Origin of the sequence: Serratia sp. CY33525 (assembly GCF_052169115.1) — a bacterium.
GTDB lineage: Bacteria > Pseudomonadota > Gammaproteobacteria > Enterobacterales > Enterobacteriaceae > Serratia > Serratia sarumanii.
Genome location: NZ_JBJNLK010000007.1, coordinates 206,917 through 223,786, shown reverse-complemented (window position 1 = coordinate 223,786; position 16,870 = coordinate 206,917). Strand labels below are relative to the sequence as shown.

19 protein-coding genes are annotated in these 16,870 nt (G+C 60.8%); 12 read left to right on the top strand and 7 right to left on the bottom strand.

Translation table 11 applies throughout. The features are described 5' to 3' along the window. Positions 1 to 218 precede the first annotated feature (218 nt). Both ACJ8IM_RS18130 and ACJ8IM_RS18125 read right to left on the bottom strand, forming a co-directional pair. The gene (locus ACJ8IM_RS18130; protein WP_033653323.1) at positions 219 to 1,820 is read right to left on the bottom strand and encodes an ABC transporter substrate-binding protein; all 1,602 of its coding nucleotides are present in this window, start codon (positions 1,818 to 1,820) and stop codon (positions 219 to 221) included. A 128-nt stretch (positions 1,821 to 1,948) separates the two neighbouring features. Beyond that, entirely contained in the window at positions 1,949 to 2,329 is a 381-nt protein-coding gene (locus ACJ8IM_RS18125; protein ID WP_033653322.1) for a winged helix-turn-helix transcriptional regulator, read from the bottom strand. Positions 2,330 to 2,413: 84 nt separating this feature from the next. Between ACJ8IM_RS18125 and ACJ8IM_RS18120 the strand changes: the two genes are divergently transcribed. Then, positions 2,414 to 3,181 carry an NAD(P)H-dependent oxidoreductase gene (locus tag ACJ8IM_RS18120; protein ID WP_033653321.1) on the top strand — a complete coding sequence of 256 codons (768 nt, stop codon included), beginning with the start codon at positions 2,414 to 2,416 and terminating at the stop codon, positions 3,179 to 3,181. On the opposite strand, the gene ACJ8IM_RS18115 is transcribed toward ACJ8IM_RS18120, so the two are convergent. Beyond that, on the bottom strand, positions 3,178 to 3,426 hold the full coding sequence (locus tag ACJ8IM_RS18115) for a hypothetical protein (protein WP_019454278.1): 249 nt from the start codon (positions 3,424 to 3,426) through the stop codon (positions 3,178 to 3,180). The genes ACJ8IM_RS18120 and ACJ8IM_RS18115 overlap by 4 nt on opposite strands. Before the next feature lie 193 nt (positions 3,427 to 3,619). On the opposite strand from ACJ8IM_RS18115, the gene ACJ8IM_RS18110 reads away from it, so the two are divergent. The 3 genes from ACJ8IM_RS18110 to feaR all read left to right on the top strand — a co-directional run bounded on the left by ACJ8IM_RS18110 (position 3,620) and on the right by feaR (position 5,812). Next, positions 3,620 to 4,024: an Exc2 family lipoprotein gene (locus ACJ8IM_RS18110; protein WP_033653320.1), complete on the top strand. Its 405-nt coding sequence runs from the start codon at positions 3,620 to 3,622 to the stop codon at positions 4,022 to 4,024. 107 nt (positions 4,025 to 4,131) lie between these two features. Beyond that, positions 4,132 to 4,773: a DsbA family protein gene (locus tag ACJ8IM_RS18105; RefSeq protein WP_033653319.1), complete on the top strand. Its 642-nt coding sequence runs from the start codon at positions 4,132 to 4,134 to the stop codon at positions 4,771 to 4,773. Positions 4,774 to 4,912: 139 nt separating this feature from the next. Next, complete coding sequence (gene feaR / locus ACJ8IM_RS18100) at positions 4,913 to 5,812, top strand: transcriptional regulator FeaR (protein ID WP_033653318.1); 900 nt, start codon at positions 4,913 to 4,915, stop codon at positions 5,810 to 5,812. Positions 5,813 to 5,845: 33 nt separating this feature from the next. Here feaR and ACJ8IM_RS18095 read toward each other — a convergent pair whose 3' ends face one another. Together ACJ8IM_RS18095 and leuE are read right to left on the bottom strand one after the other, a co-directional pair. Further along, the gene (locus ACJ8IM_RS18095) at positions 5,846 to 7,345 is read right to left on the bottom strand and encodes an aldehyde dehydrogenase family protein (RefSeq protein WP_033653317.1); all 1,500 of its coding nucleotides are present in this window, start codon (positions 7,343 to 7,345) and stop codon (positions 5,846 to 5,848) included. Positions 7,346 to 7,504: 159 nt separating this feature from the next. Further along, positions 7,505 to 8,143, bottom strand: coding sequence for a leucine efflux protein LeuE (gene leuE, locus ACJ8IM_RS18090; protein ID WP_016928933.1), 639 nt, complete (start codon positions 8,141 to 8,143; stop codon positions 7,505 to 7,507). Between the two features lie 237 nt (positions 8,144 to 8,380). Between leuE and ada the strand changes: the two genes are divergently transcribed. Both ada and ACJ8IM_RS18080 read left to right on the top strand, forming a co-directional pair. Then, a complete protein-coding gene (gene ada / locus ACJ8IM_RS18085; RefSeq protein ID WP_033653316.1) occupies positions 8,381 to 9,436 on the top strand; it encodes a bifunctional DNA-binding transcriptional regulator/O6-methylguanine-DNA methyltransferase Ada in 1,056 nt (351 codons plus the stop codon). Beyond that, on the top strand, positions 9,433 to 10,146 hold the full coding sequence (locus ACJ8IM_RS18080; protein WP_033653315.1) for a 2OG-Fe(II) oxygenase: 714 nt from the start codon (positions 9,433 to 9,435) through the stop codon (positions 10,144 to 10,146). Before ada ends, ACJ8IM_RS18080 begins: the two co-directional genes overlap by 4 nt. Here the strand turns inward: ACJ8IM_RS18080 and tehB are convergent. Then, positions 10,141 to 11,004, bottom strand: coding sequence for an SAM-dependent methyltransferase TehB (tehB, locus tag ACJ8IM_RS18075; protein ID WP_033653314.1), 864 nt, complete (start codon positions 11,002 to 11,004; stop codon positions 10,141 to 10,143). The two genes, ACJ8IM_RS18080 and tehB, sit on opposite strands and share 6 nt — an antisense overlap. A 176-nt stretch (positions 11,005 to 11,180) precedes the next feature. On the opposite strand from tehB, the gene ACJ8IM_RS18070 reads away from it, so the two are divergent. Further along, positions 11,181 to 12,284 carry a DUF1615 domain-containing protein gene (locus ACJ8IM_RS18070; RefSeq protein WP_051917608.1) on the top strand — a complete coding sequence of 368 codons (1,104 nt, stop codon included), beginning with the start codon at positions 11,181 to 11,183 and terminating at the stop codon, positions 12,282 to 12,284. Positions 12,285 to 12,337: 53 nt separating this feature from the next. Here the strand turns inward: ACJ8IM_RS18070 and ACJ8IM_RS18065 are convergent, their stop codons facing one another. After that, the gene (locus ACJ8IM_RS18065) at positions 12,338 to 14,017 is read right to left on the bottom strand and encodes an alpha-keto acid decarboxylase family protein (RefSeq protein ID WP_033653313.1); all 1,680 of its coding nucleotides are present in this window, start codon (positions 14,015 to 14,017) and stop codon (positions 12,338 to 12,340) included. 223 nt (positions 14,018 to 14,240) lie between these two features. On the opposite strand from ACJ8IM_RS18065, the gene ACJ8IM_RS18060 reads away from it, so the two are divergent. From ACJ8IM_RS18060 to ACJ8IM_RS18040, 5 genes are all read left to right on the top strand, one after another. Further along, positions 14,241 to 14,441, top strand: coding sequence for a hypothetical protein (locus tag ACJ8IM_RS18060; RefSeq protein WP_144337671.1), 201 nt, complete (start codon positions 14,241 to 14,243; stop codon positions 14,439 to 14,441). 250 nt (positions 14,442 to 14,691) lie between these two features. Beyond that, on the top strand, positions 14,692 to 15,120 hold the full coding sequence (locus tag ACJ8IM_RS18055; protein WP_033653312.1) for a universal stress protein: 429 nt from the start codon (positions 14,692 to 14,694) through the stop codon (positions 15,118 to 15,120). A 211-nt stretch (positions 15,121 to 15,331) separates the two neighbouring features. Beyond that, complete coding sequence (gene pagP, locus ACJ8IM_RS18050; RefSeq protein WP_033653311.1) at positions 15,332 to 15,922, top strand: lipid IV(A) palmitoyltransferase PagP; 591 nt, start codon at positions 15,332 to 15,334, stop codon at positions 15,920 to 15,922. Positions 15,923 to 16,048: 126 nt separating this feature from the next. Continuing rightward, on the top strand, positions 16,049 to 16,537 hold the full coding sequence (locus tag ACJ8IM_RS18045; protein ID WP_033653310.1) for a DUF2501 domain-containing protein: 489 nt from the start codon (positions 16,049 to 16,051) through the stop codon (positions 16,535 to 16,537). A gap of 50 nt (positions 16,538 to 16,587) precedes the next feature. Further along, positions 16,588 to 16,851 (top strand): putative hemolysin, encoded by a 264-nt coding sequence (locus ACJ8IM_RS18040; RefSeq protein ID WP_004940597.1) that lies wholly within the window; start codon positions 16,588 to 16,590, stop codon positions 16,849 to 16,851. The last annotated feature ends 19 nt before the right edge of the window (positions 16,852 to 16,870 follow it).

Genomic DNA, 16,870 nt, shown 5'->3' with positions numbered 1-16,870 from the left:
CGATGGTAACGAAATGTTACAGGTGAGGAAAGCGCCCGTGTGCAGTTTAAGCAAAATGCCAGGGGTTAAACCGCTTGTTAAGCTATGAATTTAGTGGGTTAAGTGCCTGGCTGCAGGAGAGGCAGCTGGCATCGTAAGTTGTGAAGTAGGTTCAGAGGCTGGCAGCTTATTAAGCGATGAGGCGGGTAGCGCCGCAGCCCTCGCCGCGGCGCCCGGGATCAGTTCAATTTGGCCTTGGCGAAATCGCTGCCGTTCACGTCCACCACATAGCCGCTCAGGTTGCTGCGGGTGGCGTAGAACACTTTGCCGGTGGCCAGCGGCAGCCACGGCGCCTGTTTGGCGAAGATCACCTGCGCCTGTTGATACAGCTTGGCGCGCGCCTGTGGCTGGTTTTCCAGAATCGCCTGCTGGATCAGCCGGTCATAATCCTTATCGCACCAGCGCGCCACGTTGGCGCCGCTCTGCACCCCGGCGCAGCCGAGCAGGGTGGCGAAGTTGTCCGGATCGCCGTTGTCCGACACCCAACCGTACAGCGCGCTCTGCTGTTCGCCTTTGCGCAGCCCTGCCAGATACTGGCCCCACTCCCAGGTGACGATCTTGGCCTTCACGCCCACCTTCGCCCAGTCGCTCTGGATCATCTCGGCGATGCGCTTCGAGTTCGGATTGTAGGGGCGCTGTACCGGCATCGACCAGATATCGGTCTCAAAGCCCTGCTCCAGCCCGGCCTGCTTCAGCAGCTCGCGCGCCTTCTGCGGATCGTAGGCGTATTCCGGCAGTTGATCGTTGTAGCCCAGCATGCCCGGCGGCAGCAGCGAGTTGGCCGGCGTGCCGCTGTCTTTGAACACCGCGGCGACGATCGCTTTCTTGTCCACCGCATAGCTCAGCGCCTGGCGCACCAGCAGGTTGTCGAACGGCTTTTTCTGGGTGTTGAACGCCAGATAGCCGACGTTCAGCCCGGTGATGTCGTGCAGCTGCAGGTTGCCGTCGGCCTTGATGGCGGCGAACTGTTCCGGCAGCGGCGCGGGGATAATCTGGCATTCATTGGTTTTCAGTTTGGCCAGCCGGGTTTGCGGATCAGGCGTAATCGAGAAGATCAGGTGCTTGCTGGCCACTTCGCCCTGCCAGTAGTGCGGATTGGCGATGTAGCGGATCAGCGAATCCTGTTTGTACTGCTGCAGCGCGAACGGCCCGGTGCCGATCGGCCAGTTGTCGACGTATTCCGGCGTGCCCTTTTTCAGCATCGCGTCGGCGTACTCGGCGGACAGGATCGAGGCGAAATCCATCGCCCAGTCGGCGACGAAGGCGGCGTTGGGCTGGCTCAGCGTGAAGCGCACGTGATGCTCGTCCACCGCCTCCACCTTGGCGATCAGCTTGTTCAGGCCCATGTCGGTGAAGTATTCATAGTTGCCGCCGGAGACCTTGTGATACGGATTAGTCGGATCCTTCTGCCTCATCACGGTGAACACCACGTCTTCGGCGTTGAAATCGCGCGTTGGGGTGAAGTATTTATTGCTGTTGAATTTCACGCCCTGGCGCAGGGTAAAGGTGTAGGTCTTGCCGTCCGGGCTGACGCTCCACTCGGTGGCCAGCGAAGGGGCGGGGGTTTTATCGCTTTCGCGCAGCGTCACCAAGCGGTTGTACAGCACCTGCGAGGTGGCGATAAAGGTCGGCCCGGAGCTGGCGAGCTGCGGGTTGAACGATTCCGGCGAGGCGACGGTGCAGTACACCAGCGCATCGGAAGCGGCCAGCGCGCCGCCCGCCGACAACAGGCCGCAGCCAGCCAGCACCAATCCGGCGATAGGGTGTTTTAAAAACGTCAAGGCAAGATCCTCAGGTGGAGTGGGCCGTTACCGGCGAATTGATTTAACTATAGATAACGGATGGCGCGACGGGGAACAAGCGTCTCACCTGCGCATTCTGTGCGCCACGCGTTGCCAGGCAAACCGCTTTAATCGGCCGCGCGCTTGCGGTCTGCATCATAGCGCTCGCGGGCGGCGTCCAACTCGGGGAAATGGTATTCCGCCCACCTGTCGAGTGCCGTCAGCGTCTCGACCAGCGAGCAGGCGACGACGCTGAGCCGGTATTCCACATGCGCCTGATTCCTTTCACTTAAATCCAAGCGTTCGAGCAGCCCGTTGCGTTCCAACTGGCGCAGCGTTTGCGTCAGCACCTTCTGTGAAATGCCGTCGATGCGGCGCAGCAGTTCGCCGTTGCGCATCGGCCGCTGCGCCAGCGCGGGCAGGATCAGCATCACCCACTTGCCGGAAATCAGCGCCAGCGCATCGCGCGCGGAGCATTTACTCGAATAGACGTCGCCGGGATAGGCCATGGGGGGTTACCTTCAGGTGCGTAATTGCCAAGGGTGCGATAAAGCCACAGCATAGCAGCACCACCTTACAGCGGGAGACACAGGATGAACGTGCTGATTGTGCTGGCTCACCCCGAGCCGCATTCTTTCAATGCCCATTTGGCCGAACAGGCGCGGCAGGCCTGGCTGGCGCAGGGGCACCAGGTGAAGACGGTTGATCTGTATCAGGAGGGGTTTGATCCGCGTGAAGGCGCAGACCATTACCCCAGCAGAAAGCAGGCGGACAGATTTGATGCGATGCAGGAGCAGCGCCATCACTGGACGACTCAGGCGCTGCCGGCGGAGATCCGGTGGCATATCGAGCTGCTGCGCTGGGCGGACACGCTGGTGCTGCAGTTCCCTTTCTGGTGGTTCGGCGCGCCGGCCATCCTCAAGGGCTGGATGGATCGGGTGTTCGTTTACGGTGGGATCTACGACAGCCGCCACCGCCATGAAAACGGCGTGATGCGCGGCAAACGGGCGCTGCTGACCGTCACCGCCGGCGCCTCCGCTCAGGCCTGCGCGCCGAACGGGCGCGACGGCGATATGCGGCTGATGCTGTGGCCGATCATGCATGCGCTGCACTATATCGGCTTTAGCGTGCTGGAGCCGTTCCTGGTTTATGGCGTGCGCGGCGGGTTGACGGGCGAGGCGCTGCAGGCGCAGAACGCCGCTTTGGCGCAGGTGACGCAGGCGTATCGGGCTGGCTTAGGCGATCTTGCCGCCTGGCCGGCGGTGCGGTTCAACCGCAATGACGATTTTGACGCCGATCTGGCGCTGAAGCCCGGTGCGCCGGTCTATAGCCCGTTCGTGCGCCACCGCGATCCGGTTTAGAAACCGGCCTTCAGCAGTTCCTCGCGCAGGTCGTCGATAATCGCCGGTTCGATGTCGGGGAACTGCTGCTGAATATCGGCGATGGCTTCGGCCACGCTCGGGCCGGCAAAGGTGCCGGAGAAGGGCAGCAGCGGCAGATTGGCGTCGCTGTCCGGCAGCTCGCCGCGGATAGTGCCGGTGATCATGCCCGCTTTTTTTTCCGCCGTGAGGTCGTACTCCCCCACGTTTTTGTCGATCGGTTTCATTGGCCGCCTCGCTGTCGGTGAGTGTTTACCCTGTTCGGTTAAAGCATAGTGTTTCAGGCAATGAATACCAATCAATGTATATAATATTAATATAAAACAATGTGATGCGTATTTTGTCGTTTGACGTTTACCGGGGGCCGGCGCTATGCTCTTGGCGCTAAAGGAACCTTCCTCACTGACAGGGACAGACGACATGAAAAGACTGAAAAGCACGGCGCTGTTGTTGCCGCTGTTGGCGCTCAGCGCCTGCACCCACCACCTCAGCAGCGCGGAGCGGCATGCGAAGCACTACGTTTATCAAACGCGCGACGACTTCGACCCGCAATTCCGCACCGATGTGAACGGCAGCATTAAAAACGCCGTGCCGATGTTCGAACAGTTCTACCAGCAGGGGAAAAAGGATCGCGCGGCGGGCGTGGCGCGCAGCGAGGCGCAGAAAAAGGCCGATTATCTGGCCAGCCCGGAATTCCAGCAGAACATGGAACACAAAACCATTTTCATCAATCGCGCCTACAGCGGCTCCGACAATCCTAAACGCCGTCAGGTGCTGTCGCAGGAAGCGGTGGGCGCCTACTGGGACGGTTACGAAGGCCGCTGACTGAATCCCACATAAACAGAAGGTAATAAAAACTGGCCTTCTGCCGGTTATTTGATTATAAAAACCGCCGCTAAGGACGATGTTCATAATCGAAACCAGGAGTGTTTATGTTGGCAAACGTTAAGCGTTCGTTCGCCGCCGCCGTCGTATTGATGTTGGCGCTGCCCGCGGTTCAGGCCGCGGATTACCGTGCGGGCGAGCAATACACCCGGCTGGATAAGCCGGTAGCCGCCGCGCCTGCGGTGGTGGAGTTCTTCTCCTTCTACTGCGGCCCTTGCTATCAGTTCGCCGAAACCTACCGGGTAGGCAGCACCGTGGCGCAGGCGCTGCCCGCCGGTGAGAAAGTCACCAGGTATCACGTCAGCCTGATGGGCAAATTGGGCAATGAGCTGACCGAAGCCTGGGCGGTGGCGACGGTGCTGGGCGTGGAAGACAAGATTGAAGGGGCGATGTTCGACGCGCTGCAGAAACAGCGCGCCGTCAATAGCGCCGAAGATATTCAGCGGGTGTTCACGGCGGCCGGCATCGATGCCGCCACCTATGAAAACGCGCGCCACAGCCTGCTGGTCAAAGGGTTGATCGCCAAGCAGAACGAAGCGGTGAAGGCGTTCGAGGTGCGCGGCACCCCGTCGTTCTACGTAGCCGGCAAATACAAGATAGACAATGCCGGCATGGCCAGCACCAGCGTTGAAGGCTACGCCAAAGAGTACGCGGCGGTGGTGCGGCATCTGTTGGATACGCAGCCTTAAGGCGATTCCTCCTCCGGCGCCCGATGATCTGTGATCGCGGCGCCAAATCCCCGGCTCGCCATTGATTGTGTGTTAACGGATTGTTATGGTGGTTTTCTGTTCAACGGCGCAGCACCGCTGCTGTTTGAAGGGAGAGATCATGACGGCATTGGCAACGTTCCGGGACGTCGGCTTCGAAGAGTGGCTGGGGAAAATCAACACCGCTTGCGGCAGATTCTGCGCAAAAACGCTGGGGCCGGGCTTCAGCGGGGCGATGCAGGAGTTTCGCGCCCATGCCCTGCGCCTGAGCCTGGTCGACGTGTCTCAGGCCCGGCTGTACCGCACGCCGCGCGAGATCGCCCGCAGCGACGGCGCGCACTTTTTTACCGTCTTCCAGCTGCGCGGCAGCGCGTTGATGGAGCAGGGCGAGAGCCAGACGGTGCTCTCTCCCGGCGACATCACGCTGATCGACGCCTCACGGCCCAGCAGCTTCACCTTCCAGCGCGATTCACGCCAAATCTCCCTGTTGTTGCCGCGCGGCTGCCTGCCGGTGCCGCCGCCTTGCGCCCAGCGTCTCGGGGCAGAGCTCAGCGCGGTGCGCCTCAGCCGCCAACTGGTGCTGAGCAGCATGCAGGATCCTCAGCTTGCCGCGGCGGAAAGCGAGGCGGTGCTGAATGCGCTGGCGGCGCTGCTGCGCCCGGCGCTGGCGCTCGAACAGGCGCGCCCGGAGGGGCAACAGCCGGTTTTCGACAAGGCGCTGGCGTTGATCGACAGGCATATTCAGTCGCCGCAGCTGCGCCCGGAATGGGTGGCGGCCGAGTTGGGGGTGTCACTGCGCAGCCTGTATCGGCTGTTTGCCCGTCAGGGGCTGGTGGTGGCCCAGTACATCAGGAACCGCCGGCTGGATCTGTGCGCGCAGGCGCTGCGCAGCGCCGCCGGGCAGGAGAAGCTGGCCGGAGTCGGCCTCGACTGGGGGTTTGCCGATCACAGCCATTTCTCGACCGCTTTCAAGCAGCGTTTCGGCATGTCGCCGAGCGAGTACCGTCGGCAGTATCAGTAAGCCAGGGCGCGGGCCAGGCCCGCGCCGCTTCACTCAATAGCGGATGCAGACCGATTTCGACTCGGTGTAAGCGTCCAGCCAATCCGGGCCGAAATCACGGCCGCTGCCCGACTGTTTGAACCCGCCGAACGGCATGTTAGGGTCGATCAGCGTATGGGTGTTGACCCACACGGTGCCGGCCTGAATGCGCGGCGTCAGCGCCATCGCCTGCTGCAGGCTGGTGGTCCACAGGCTGGCAGTCAGCCCGAAGTCGGTGTCGTTGGCCTTGCTCAGCGCCTCCTCGGCGCTCGCCACCCGAATCAGGTTGACCACCGGGCCGAACACTTCCTCGCGCGTCAGGTTCAGCCGATCGTCCGGGTTGATCACCAGCGTTGGCGGAATGTAGAAGCCGTTGGCATCCGGCCCGGCCGCGCCGCCGATAAGCTCGGCGTTTTTCGCCCGGGCGTCGTCCAGGTAGGCCGCCACCTTGTCGCGGTGCGCGAGCGACACCAGCGGGTTGATTTGCGCGCCGGTATCCATCCCCGGCCCGACCGACAGCGATTTCACCGCCTGTTCGAAACCGGCCACCAGCTGGTCATAAATCGGTGCTTCGATATAAATCCGCGAGCTGGCGGCGCACACCTGCCCCTGATTGAGGAAGCTGCCGAGCATCAGGCCTTCGATCACCTGCTGCGGATCGGCATCTTTCAGCACGATGGCCGGGTTTTTGCCGCCCAGCTCCAGCGTCACGCGGGTCAGGCGATCCGCCGCCGCGCGCGCGATGCTTTTGCCCACCGGCGTGGAGCCGGTAAAGCTGACTTTGGCGATCAGCGGATGTTCGGTCAGCGCCTTGCCGCACACGGTGCCGCGGCCGGTGACCACGTTGAACACGCCCGGCGGCACGCCGGCTTCGCTCGCCAGTTCGGCGATGCGCAGCAGGGTGAGCGGGGTGGTTTCCGACGGCTTGATGACGATGGAGCAGCCCGCCGCCAGCGCCGGCATCACTTTCCACATGCCGATCATCAGCGGGAAGTTCCAGGGCACGATGCCGGCGACCACGCCGATCGGCTCTTTACGGGTATAAACCTGATATTTAGCGCCCGGCGGCATCGGAATGGAGACGTCCAGCGTCTGGCCGGTGATTTTGGTCGCCAGCCCGGCGGTGTAGCGCATCCAGTTCAGGGTGCTGCCGACTTCGAAAGCGCGGGCGATGTTGATGGATTTGCCCTGCTCCAGGGTTTCCAGCTGCGCCAGCTCCTCGGCGTGCTGTTCCACCAGATCGGCGAAGCGCAGCAGGATGCGTTCTCGTTCTACCGGCAGACGCTGCGCCCAGACGCCTTCGCTGAAGGCTTTGTGGGCGGACTGCACCGCCAGCGCGACGTCGTGTTCGTTGGCGTCGGCGGTGGTGGCGATCTGCTGCCCATTGGCGGGGTTATACACCGCCAGGCGGCCTTCCGCGGCGGACGCGCGCCACTGGCCGTCGATATACAGCCCATGCTGACGATCGAGAAAACGCGACACGCTATCCAGCACGGCTACGGTATTGTCAGACATACATCCTCCGATCAGGCTCATCAGGTTATCGTTAACCCTGCAAGTCTAGATCAGCGGAAAAGCGGCGGCTTTGGTCTGCCTGACATTCGGTTTGCCCTGCGTGTCATTTTGCCGTGACGGAAGGGTAAACTGCGGCCGGCGGGCGCCGGCCGGGAGGGATCACGAGCTCAGGGTCGCCAGACGGGTGGCGAAGCCGAGGAACAGCAGGCCGATCAGGCCGTTGCCGAGCTTCGCCAGGCCTTTCTTGTGGTTGAAGAAATGCGCCAGCATCGCGCCGGAGAAGATCAGCGTGCTCATGTAGATAAAGCTGACGGCTTCGAGGATCAGCGCCAAAATGGTGAACGACAGTCCGGTGTGCGCGTAGTTGAAGTCGATGAACTGCACGAAGAACGACACGTAAAACAAGATAGCTTTCGGGTTGGTCAGGCTCAGCGTTAGCGATTTGCGCAGAATGCTGTGGCCGCCTTCAATCTGCTGCTGTTGCGCCTGCGCCTTCTGCACGAAGGTGGCGTAGAGGATTTTTGCGCCGAGGAACAGCAGGTAAATCGCGCCGAGAAAACGCACCAGGGTGAACAGGAACGGCGTGGTGCGGATCAGCGAAGCCACGCCGATATAGGCGCAGAAGATCAGGATCGCATCGCCGATGAACACGCCGAGCGCCGCGGTGTAGCCGGCGCGCACGCCGCGCGATACGCCGGTTTTCAGTACGTACAGCGTATTCGGCCCCGGCAGAATGATAATGAAGACCACCCCGGCCAAATAGGTCCATAAATTCAGGACGCCAAAACTCTCTAACACAATAACCTCTCCATGCGCGCAACTAACAGGCAAAAACACTGGCCACGCCCGTGACCGGCCGCGATCCTAACGCTGTGCAACCGGGTTGGCAACGTAATAAACTTCATGTTGTTGGTTAAAAATTGTCGAAACATTGTTGAAAACGTCGGCGCCGAATTAAAAAGCAAGAGTCGGCGTGTTTCGCCAACGGCCCGTCACTATGCTGGTTAACATCGAAACCGCAGTGAGGAACGGATGATGAAAAACGTAATCGACAGCGCCGACCCGCGCTGGCTGGCGATCGTCAGCCGCGATAAACACGCCGACGGCCGCTTTATCTATGCGGTGAAAACCACCGGCGTGTATTGCTCGCCTTCTTGCCCGTCACGTCAGCCGAACCGGCAAAACGTGGAACTGTTCGACGATGCCGAGCAGGCGGAGGCGGCGGGTTATCGGCCCTGCAAACGCTGCCGCCAGGGGCTGACGCCGTTGACAGAGCAGCATGCGCGGCAGATAGCCGAGGCCTGCCGCTATATCGAACGGGCGGAGAAAGCGCCGTCGCTGCAGGCGCTGGCGCGTCACGTCGGGTTGAGCCAATACCATTTCCACCGGCTGTTCAAAGCGATCACCGGCCTGACGCCGAAAGGCTATGCCGACGCGCAGCGCAGCCAGCGCTTACGCACCGGTCTGACGCAGCAGGAGACGGTGACCGACGCGATTTTCGACGCCGGCTATGGCGCCAACGGCCGCTTCTACCGGCAAGCCAACGCCGCGCTGGGCATGACGCCGAAGGCCTACCGGGCGGGCGGCAAAGGCATGCGCATCCATTTCGCCGTCGGGCGCTGTTCGCTGGGCGAGATCCTGGCGGCGCAAAGCGAGGTGGGCATCTGCGCCATTCTGCTGGGGGACGATGCGCAGCGGTTGGTGCAGGATCTGCAGGACAAATTTCCCAACGCCGAGCTGATCGGCGGCGACGCGCAGTATGAAGCGCTGATGGCGCAGGTGGTGGGGCTGATTGAAGCGCCGGAGAACGGGCTGGCGCTGCCGCTGGATATTCGCGGCACCGCGTTTCAACAGCGGGTCTGGCAAGCGCTGCAGGCGATACCGGTCGGCGAAACCGTCAGCTATGCCGATATCGCCCGGCGCATCGGCGCGCCCAAAGCGGTGCGCGCGGTGGCCAGCGCCTGCGCCGCCAACGTGCTGGCGGTGGCGATCCCCTGTCACCGGGTGGTGCGCAACGACGGCGCTTTGTCCGGCTATCGTTGGGGCGTCGAGCGCAAGAAAGCCTTGCTGGAAAAAGAGGCGCAGCGATGAGCCGCTCGCTGGCGGCGCGGCTGGCCGAATTGGACTGGGCGGCGATTGAACGCGAACTCGATGCGCAGGGCTGTGCGCGGTTGCCTGGCGTGCTCAGCCAAGACCTGTGCCGCGAGCTGGCGGCGCTCTACCCGCACGATGCGCACTTCCGCAGCCGTGTCGTGATGGCGCAGCACGGTTTTGGCCGCGGCGAGTACCGCTATTTCGCCTATCCGCTGCCGCTTCCGGTGGCCGAGGCGCGCAGCCTGATGTATGCGCGGCTGGCGCCGGTGGCCAACCGCTGGAATACTTTATTGGGCCTGGCGGCGCGCTATCCCGCCGAACACGAGGCCTACCTGACCGAATGCCACCGGGCCGGCCAACGGCGGCCGACGCCGCTGCTGTTGCGTTACGAAGCGGGGGATTACAACTGCCTGCATCAGGATCTGTACGGCGAGCGGGTGTTTCCGCTGCAAGTGGCGTTTTTGCTCTCCGCACCCGAACGGGACTTCACCGGCGGCGAATTCGTGTTGACCGAACAGCGGCCGCGGATGCAGAGCCGGCCGGAGGTGGTGCCGCTACAGCAGGGCGACGCGGTGGTGTTCGCCGTGCATCATCGCCCGATGGCGGGGGCTAAAGGCTATTATCGGGTCAATCTGCGCCACGGCGTCAGCCGGGTACGTTCCGGCCAACGCCACACGCTGGGGGTGATCTTTCACGACGCGCTATAGCTTGCGCGCCAGCAGGGTGGCGAAGCGCAGCGAGATGCGGTTGCCGGCGGCGTCGGTCTTGTGCAACTGGCCGACGTCCTCGTTGTATTTGAGGATCTCCCAGTCGCGATAATAATGCTGCAGTTCACCCGGGCTAAAAGTGAACGGGAACGGCAGCGGGCAGGGATAATCCTCGGTATCCATCGCCGCCACGATCAGGTTATGGCCGCCGCGAACGGTGCTGTCCTGCATGTTTTGCACGATAGGCGGAATTTGCTGGCGCTCGAGGAACATCATCACCACGGTGGACAGGATGAAGTCGTATTCGCCGCTGAAGCGGTGGGTATTGAGATCCTGCACTCCGGCGCTCAGGCGGGTCAGCTGCTCGGCGTCGATGATCTGATTGAGGCGGTCTATCGACGGCGCGTGCTTGTCCCAGGCGGTGACGTCGAAACCCTTCAGATTGAGATAGAGCGAATTGCGGCCGCCGCCGCAGCCCAGATCCAGCGCCTTGCCCGGCGCGATGCGCGCCGCCGCCTCGATCACTTCGGAGTGGGTGCGCGTCAGTTCGTATTTCTTGTGGTAGTAATCTTCCGCCGTGCAGTAAAACGCCAGCCGGCAGGTCATGTCGTCCGAGAAGGAAACGATGCGATGCCACTGCTGCGGTGCGATAAACGGCGGCTGGCTTTCGGGGCTGAACTGCCAGGTCTCGGTGGTGGCGCCGTCCTCGGTCATCATGGCGAACGTCAGGCTGCCGCTCAGCACGGTGAGCTTCGCCCAGGTGCCGCTCTGGGTGTTGTGGCGCTGGCGGAAGGCCTCCGGCAGCGTGTCGCTGTTCCATTCCGGCAGGGTTTTATAGCAAAGCAGCTGCTGCTCCATAAGGGGCTCCTCTGGCTGGGCAAGCAAAGTGATTTATATAATGCATATAAAATACATCTTTATCGATCGTTTGAACATAGCGGCCTGACGGAAAGGCGCGGCATTCTTTATACTGGATTGTGCGCGGCGGCTGGGCTAATTTCAGTGCTGTTCATGTCATCACGTTCAGGGAAAAGATGCCGATACCTCGTTTATTCCACCCGATATCCTTCCGTTTGCTGAGCCTGGCCGCGCTGCTGGCGCTGGCGGGCTGTACCAGCAAAACCACCACCACGGCGCCAACGGCGCGCCCCGCCGACGTCAAAGCCCGACTGATGACGCTGATCCCGGCCAACGCCGGCGATCGTCAGGGCTGGGCCACCGATATTACCGCCGCCTTCGCCGCGCAGGGCATCGAGCCGAGCGATGAGAACCTGTGTTCGGTGCTGGCGGTGACCGAACAGGAGTCGACGTTCCGGGCTAACCCGCAGGTGCCGGGGCTGCCGAAGATCGCCTGGAAGGAGATCGACCGCCGCGCCGATCAGATGCACATCCCGAACTTTTTGGTACACACCGCGTTGAAGATCTCGTCGTCGAACGGCCAGAGCTACAGCGAGCGGCTCGATAAGGTGCGCACCGAGAAGGATCTGAGCGATATCTTCGATGACATGATCGACCGCGTGCCGATGGGGCAGAAGCTGTTCGGCCATTTAAACCCGGTACATACCGGCGGCCCGATGCAGGTGAGCATCGCCTTCGCCGAGGCGCACGCCAAAGGGTACCCTTATCCGGTCGACGGCTCGATTCGCCGCGAAGTTTTCAGCCGGCGCGGCGGTATGTACTTCGGCATTATGCATTTGCTGGGATACCCGGCCGATTACAGCCGGCCGATTTATCGCTTTGCCGACTTCAACGCCGGCTGGTACGCCAGCCGAAACGCGGCGTTCCAAAACGCGGTCAGCCGGGCGAGCGCCATTCCGCTGGCGCTGGACGGCGATCTTATCGACTTCGGCAGCGACAAGCCCGGCTCGACCGAGCTGGCGGTGCGCACGCTCGGCAAGCGCCTGAACATGAGCGACAGCGCCATTCGCCGGGCGCTCGAGAAAGGCGAGACGGCCGACTTTGCCGACACCGATCTGTATAAGAAGGTCTTTGCGCTGGCGGGCGGCAAGCTGCCGCGCGAGATGCTGCCGGGCATCCAGCTGGAAAGCCCGAAAATCACCCGCAAGCTGACCACCGCCTGGTTCGCCAAACGGGTGGATGAACGCCGCCAGCGCTGTATGGCGCGCGCCGGCGGGTAACCCAAAAGAAAACGCCGCCGGTGGCCTGAAACCATCGGCGGCGCGATCGCGCATCAGGCGCTGCGGCGCGGGTTGGTCAGGCCGAAGTTAAAGCTGTTGCAGCGGTTGCAGAACTCTTTCATCACCGGCGGCGTGTCCATCATCGGCACTTTCACCTCGATAAACGCCAGCCGATCCTGCCGTGAGGCGTGTTCCAGGGCCATTTCCAGCTGCTGCGTGGTCTCCACCACCACGCTGAACGGCTGCGCCTGGGTATTCAGCACCGCCGGCAGTTTGGCGTAGTCCCACGGGCCGATGTCGTTGTAGGACGAGTTTTCGCCGAGGATATAACGCTCGATGGTGTAGCCGTCGTTGTTGATCAGGAAGATGATCGGCTTTTGCTCGCAGCGCAGCAGGGTAGACACTTCCTGCGCGGTGAGCTGGAAGGAGCCGTCGCCGATGAACAGCAGGTGACGGCGCTCAGGCGCCGCCATCAGTGTGCCGAGCAGCGCCGGCAGGGTATAGCCGATCGAACCCCAGATCGGTTGGTTGACCACCTTGACACCGCCGGGCATGCGCATGCCGCCGATGGCGGCGCCCGAGGTGCCGTTTTCCACCACCACCACGTCATCTGCCCGGATAAATCGCTGGATCCGTTGCCACAGATAGGCCTGGTCGATGGGGGCGTCGCTCGGCGTCGCCAGCTTTTCACGCGGATCGGGCAGCGGCGCCAGGGGCTGTACCGGCGCGTCTTCGCTCAGATCCAGCAGCGCCTGCAGCAGATCCGCCGTCGCCACCGCCGGATAGGAGGTGTTGTCCAACTTTAGCGAGAACGGCTGGATATCTACCTGAGCGGCGGCGGGAATTTGCTGCGAGAAATAGCCGGTGGTGGAGTCCACCAGACGCACGCCGAAGCTCAGCACGCAGTCCGAGTGCGCCATGCGTTCATACAGTTCGGGGCGCGACAGGTTGCCGCTGTAGCCGCCCATCCAACCGGCGGTATCTTCCGGAATGATGCATTTGGCGGTCGGCATATTGGTCAGCGGAATGGCAAAGCGGTGAGCGACCTCGATCACCAACCGCTGCAGCTGATAGCGATCCACCATTTGGTCGACCAACATGATCGGGCGCTGCGCGCGTTTTATTTTGGTTAACAGCGCCATCGCCGCTAATTGCACATTGTATTTATCGCTGGCCGGCAACTGCGGCGCCGCTGCGGCTGCGGCGATTTCAATTTCGACGTCGCAAATATCGGAAGGCAGCTGTAAATAGACCGGTTTCTTCTCTATCCAGGCGCGGGAAATAACGCGCGGAATTTCCTGCGCGGCATTTTCCGGCGTAATCAAGGCTTGAGCAACGGTGAATTGTTTAAAACAGTTCATGACGTTGTCGAAATTGCCATCGCCCAGAGTATGGTGCAATAGCTGATGATTCTTCATCGCGTGCAGCGGCGGCGTGCCGGCGATGCAGACCACCGGCGAGGATTCGGCATAGGCTCCGGCGATGCCGGACAGCGCGGCCAGATCGCCGACGCCGTAGGTGACGATCAGCGCGCCGGCGCCCTTCATTCGGGCATAGCCGTCGGCGGCGTAGGCGGCGTTCAATTCATTGCAGTTGCCGATAAACGCCAGCCGGTCGTCGCTTTCCAGCAGCTCCAGCAGGCTGAGGTTATAGTCGCCGGGCACGCCGTAAATACGATCGACGTTCAGGGCGTGAAGCTGTTGCAGAATGAATGACCCGATAGTTATTTTCATTGATTGCTCCGGATTATTTATCTTTATTTTGTCAGGCGAAAATCAGCAAAAATAAATTGCTGGCGATGTTGTGTCGTTAGCATTAACAGTTATTTAAAGCGTCGGCTTGTTCAAGAGACTGTGGGCAGGCGGTAAATAGGCGGTTTGTATTCGGCGCTTTACGCGATTGGGAAATACATAAAAAGTAGGGTTATCGTGTATTGGGAGGAGGCGGTATTTTTCATTGGCGGTATATCGACAGAAAAGCGGCGGCGCATTGGCATTTATCATGATGCAGGGCGAATCATCCGGTACTTTTGACGCCGCGTTAAATCCCATTGAGCACACAACGCTTTTTGCCTGGGAAAGAAAAACCGAAGCTGACGTGAAGGGGGATTTTGGTGATCCGCCGCACGCTTATTTCATGAAACCATCCAGTAACTAATGAAAAACAAAAAATTAACAACTTGAGTTTTTTGTTCGCCCGTTTTCGTCAGCTTTGCTTTACGGGGGCTGCAGTGCGCGCCACGTCGGGCCGGCGTTAAAATACGCCGTTGCGGGCGCTAATATAACGTGGTGGCCATCACATTCCGTGGGAAGTGATACGTAAACTTTTCTCCACGTGTGCGCAGATGGCGTATACCTACCAGAGGGGATGATGTCCCTGTGGTGCTGGTCTGTGAGGGGGTTACGCGATGAAAAGCTATCGACATATTCTGGTACTGATTCACGATGAGCGCGATGGGCTGCCGTTGCTGCGTCAAACGGTGGCGATGGTGCTCGGGTTGCCGATCGCCATAACCGTCGGCCACCTTAACGCCGACTATGCGGAGCTGGAGTACGGCAGCGATGCGCTGGTCAAAGATCGCCAGGCGCAGGAGGTGATCGCCGCCAAGGCGATGCTGAGCCGGTTGGTGAGCGCCGTCGATGCGCCGGTTGCGGTCAAGGAAATTGTCACCATCCGGCGCTTTAAGGACGTCAACGATTTCATTCATCAGGCCGGCATCGATCTGGTGGTGGTCGGGCACCAAAACCGCCTGTTCGGTCTCTATTCCTCTTATTCCCTGGCGTTTGTGAACCGTCTCGATGTCGATGTGTTGGTCAAGCATCTTGCCCGCGAGTAGCGTGCGACAAAGCGGACTTTTCCCACGGTTTTGCCGTCTTAAAGGCGATAGCATGCGGATAGACAGAGGTACGGTTTGTCACCAATTATTGGGCATTTTCCGGCGCTAAACTTAACCAAAGCACAACGGGCGTTGGATAAATTAGATACAGCTTGATCTTGCCTGGGCTATCGGTAAAAATCTGCGGCCGTATTTTTACAGGAGCTTTACGATGTTTCTCAAACGGACTCTTTTGGCATGTTCTCTGGCGTTGATATTTCCTGCACTGCCTTCTTTCGCTGAGGTTGGTTCAGAAAGTGGCAATACCGCGCAGGCTGAAAAACCGGGTCTATGGCAGCGTTTTACCGATAACGTGGCGGAGACCTGGAACAACTCGCCTAACCACGATCTCTATGTCCCGGCCATTACCTGGCACAACCGTTGGACTTACGATGATGAACATATCGATAAGTACAACGAACGCCCGTGGGGCGCCGGTTACGGCATCTCCCGCTACGACAGCGACGGTGACTGGCACGGCATCTACATCATGGCGTTCAAGGACTCCTTCAACAAGTGGGAGCCGATCGGCGGCTACGCCTACGAGAAGATCTGGCGCCCGCTGGATGACAAGGATTTCCGCCTGGGGCTGGGCTTTACCGCCAGCGTCACCGCGCGTGACAACTGGAAATACATTCCCATCCCGGCGCCGCTGCCGCTGGCTTCTATCGGCTATCAGCGGCTGACGTTCCAGGCGACCTACATTCCCGGCACCTATAACAACGGCAACGTGTTCTTCGCCTGGCTGCGCTGGCAGTTCTAAACTTCCTGAATTCCGAAAAACGGCGCGGCGGCGAGATTAAAGGAACTTGTCGCCGCCAGCGGCGTCGGAAGGGTATCCCGGCGCGCTGCGCCGATTGCATGCCGTTATTACAGGAGTTTCACCACTATGATCACCAAACATCGTTTACTGCCGGCTTTGGCGCTGTCCGCTACCCTGGCCAGCGGCGCCACCCAGGCCGCCGGGCTGATGGATTCCCTCAGCAGCGCGGCGGGCGAACTGAGCAAGTCGGGCGGCGACAGCAGTGGCGGCATGTCGCTCTCCTCGTTGACCGGCCTGCTGAACGGTGGCGACAAGGCGTTGAGTTCCAGCAGCATGACCAATGCCGCCGGCATCCTGCAGTACTGCGTGAAAAACAACGTGCTGTCGGCTAACGGCGCCGAAGGGGTGAAAGATCAGCTGCTCAGCAAGCTGGGCATCACCAGCACCGAAAACGCCAAGAGCCAGGATTATCAGCAGGGCCTGGGCGGCTTGCTGCAGACCGGCGAAGGCAAGAGCCTGGATCTGAACAGCCTGGGCACCTCGCAGATCACCGAGAAGGTGAAGCAAAAAGCCTGCGATCTGGTGCTGAAACAGGGCAAATCCTTTATTTCATGATAAGCGAACGGCGGAGCGCTCCGCCGTTCTTTTTTGCATAAGCTGGAAAAATGAAAAAAACGTTGATGCTTTCCCTGTTGGCAGGGATGACGATGTTGCAGGGGTGTTCCGTGAAATCCAACGATGCGCCACCGCCGCCGCAGGTGAAACCGATCGGCATGGCGAACCCGGCCGACGTGTACTGCACCCAAATCGGCGGCAAGCTGAACGCCAAAGAGAATGCGGCAGGACAGTATTCCACCTGCACCTTGCCGAGCGGGCAGGAAATTGAAAGCTGGGAGCTGTTCCGCCGCGATCATCCGGTGAAAAAGTAACCCTATGCGGCGCCGGTTC

What these genes read in the sequence shown, in the direction of transcription:
- ACJ8IM_RS18125 (WP_033653322.1), bottom strand. Translation starts at nt 2,329, where the DNA reads ATGGCCTATCCCGGCGACGTCTATTCGAGTAAATGCTCCGCGCGCGAT.
- ACJ8IM_RS18120 (WP_033653321.1), top strand. Translation starts at nt 2,414, where the DNA reads ATGAACGTGCTGATTGTGCTGGCTCACCCCGAGCCGCATTCTTTCAAT.
- ACJ8IM_RS18115 (WP_019454278.1), bottom strand. Translation starts at nt 3,426, where the DNA reads ATGAAACCGATCGACAAAAACGTGGGGGAGTACGACCTCACGGCGGAA.
- ACJ8IM_RS18110 (WP_033653320.1), top strand. Translation starts at nt 3,620, where the DNA reads ATGAAAAGACTGAAAAGCACGGCGCTGTTGTTGCCGCTGTTGGCGCTC.
- ACJ8IM_RS18105 (WP_033653319.1), top strand. Translation starts at nt 4,132, where the DNA reads ATGTTGGCAAACGTTAAGCGTTCGTTCGCCGCCGCCGTCGTATTGATG.
- feaR (WP_033653318.1), top strand. Translation starts at nt 4,913, where the DNA reads ATGACGGCATTGGCAACGTTCCGGGACGTCGGCTTCGAAGAGTGGCTG.
- ACJ8IM_RS18095 (WP_033653317.1), bottom strand. Translation starts at nt 7,345, where the DNA reads ATGTCTGACAATACCGTAGCCGTGCTGGATAGCGTGTCGCGTTTTCTC.
- ada (WP_033653316.1), top strand. Translation starts at nt 8,381, where the DNA reads ATGAAAAACGTAATCGACAGCGCCGACCCGCGCTGGCTGGCGATCGTC.
- ACJ8IM_RS18080 (WP_033653315.1), top strand. Translation starts at nt 9,433, where the DNA reads ATGAGCCGCTCGCTGGCGGCGCGGCTGGCCGAATTGGACTGGGCGGCG.
- tehB (WP_033653314.1), bottom strand. Translation starts at nt 11,004, where the DNA reads ATGGAGCAGCAGCTGCTTTGCTATAAAACCCTGCCGGAATGGAACAGC.
- ACJ8IM_RS18070 (WP_051917608.1), top strand. Translation starts at nt 11,181, where the DNA reads ATGCCGATACCTCGTTTATTCCACCCGATATCCTTCCGTTTGCTGAGC.
- ACJ8IM_RS18065 (WP_033653313.1), bottom strand. Translation starts at nt 14,017, where the DNA reads ATGAAAATAACTATCGGGTCATTCATTCTGCAACAGCTTCACGCCCTG.
- ACJ8IM_RS18055 (WP_033653312.1), top strand. Translation starts at nt 14,692, where the DNA reads ATGAAAAGCTATCGACATATTCTGGTACTGATTCACGATGAGCGCGAT.
- pagP (WP_033653311.1), top strand. Translation starts at nt 15,332, where the DNA reads ATGTTTCTCAAACGGACTCTTTTGGCATGTTCTCTGGCGTTGATATTT.
- ACJ8IM_RS18045 (WP_033653310.1), top strand. Translation starts at nt 16,049, where the DNA reads ATGATCACCAAACATCGTTTACTGCCGGCTTTGGCGCTGTCCGCTACC.
- ACJ8IM_RS18040 (WP_004940597.1), top strand. Translation starts at nt 16,588, where the DNA reads ATGAAAAAAACGTTGATGCTTTCCCTGTTGGCAGGGATGACGATGTTG.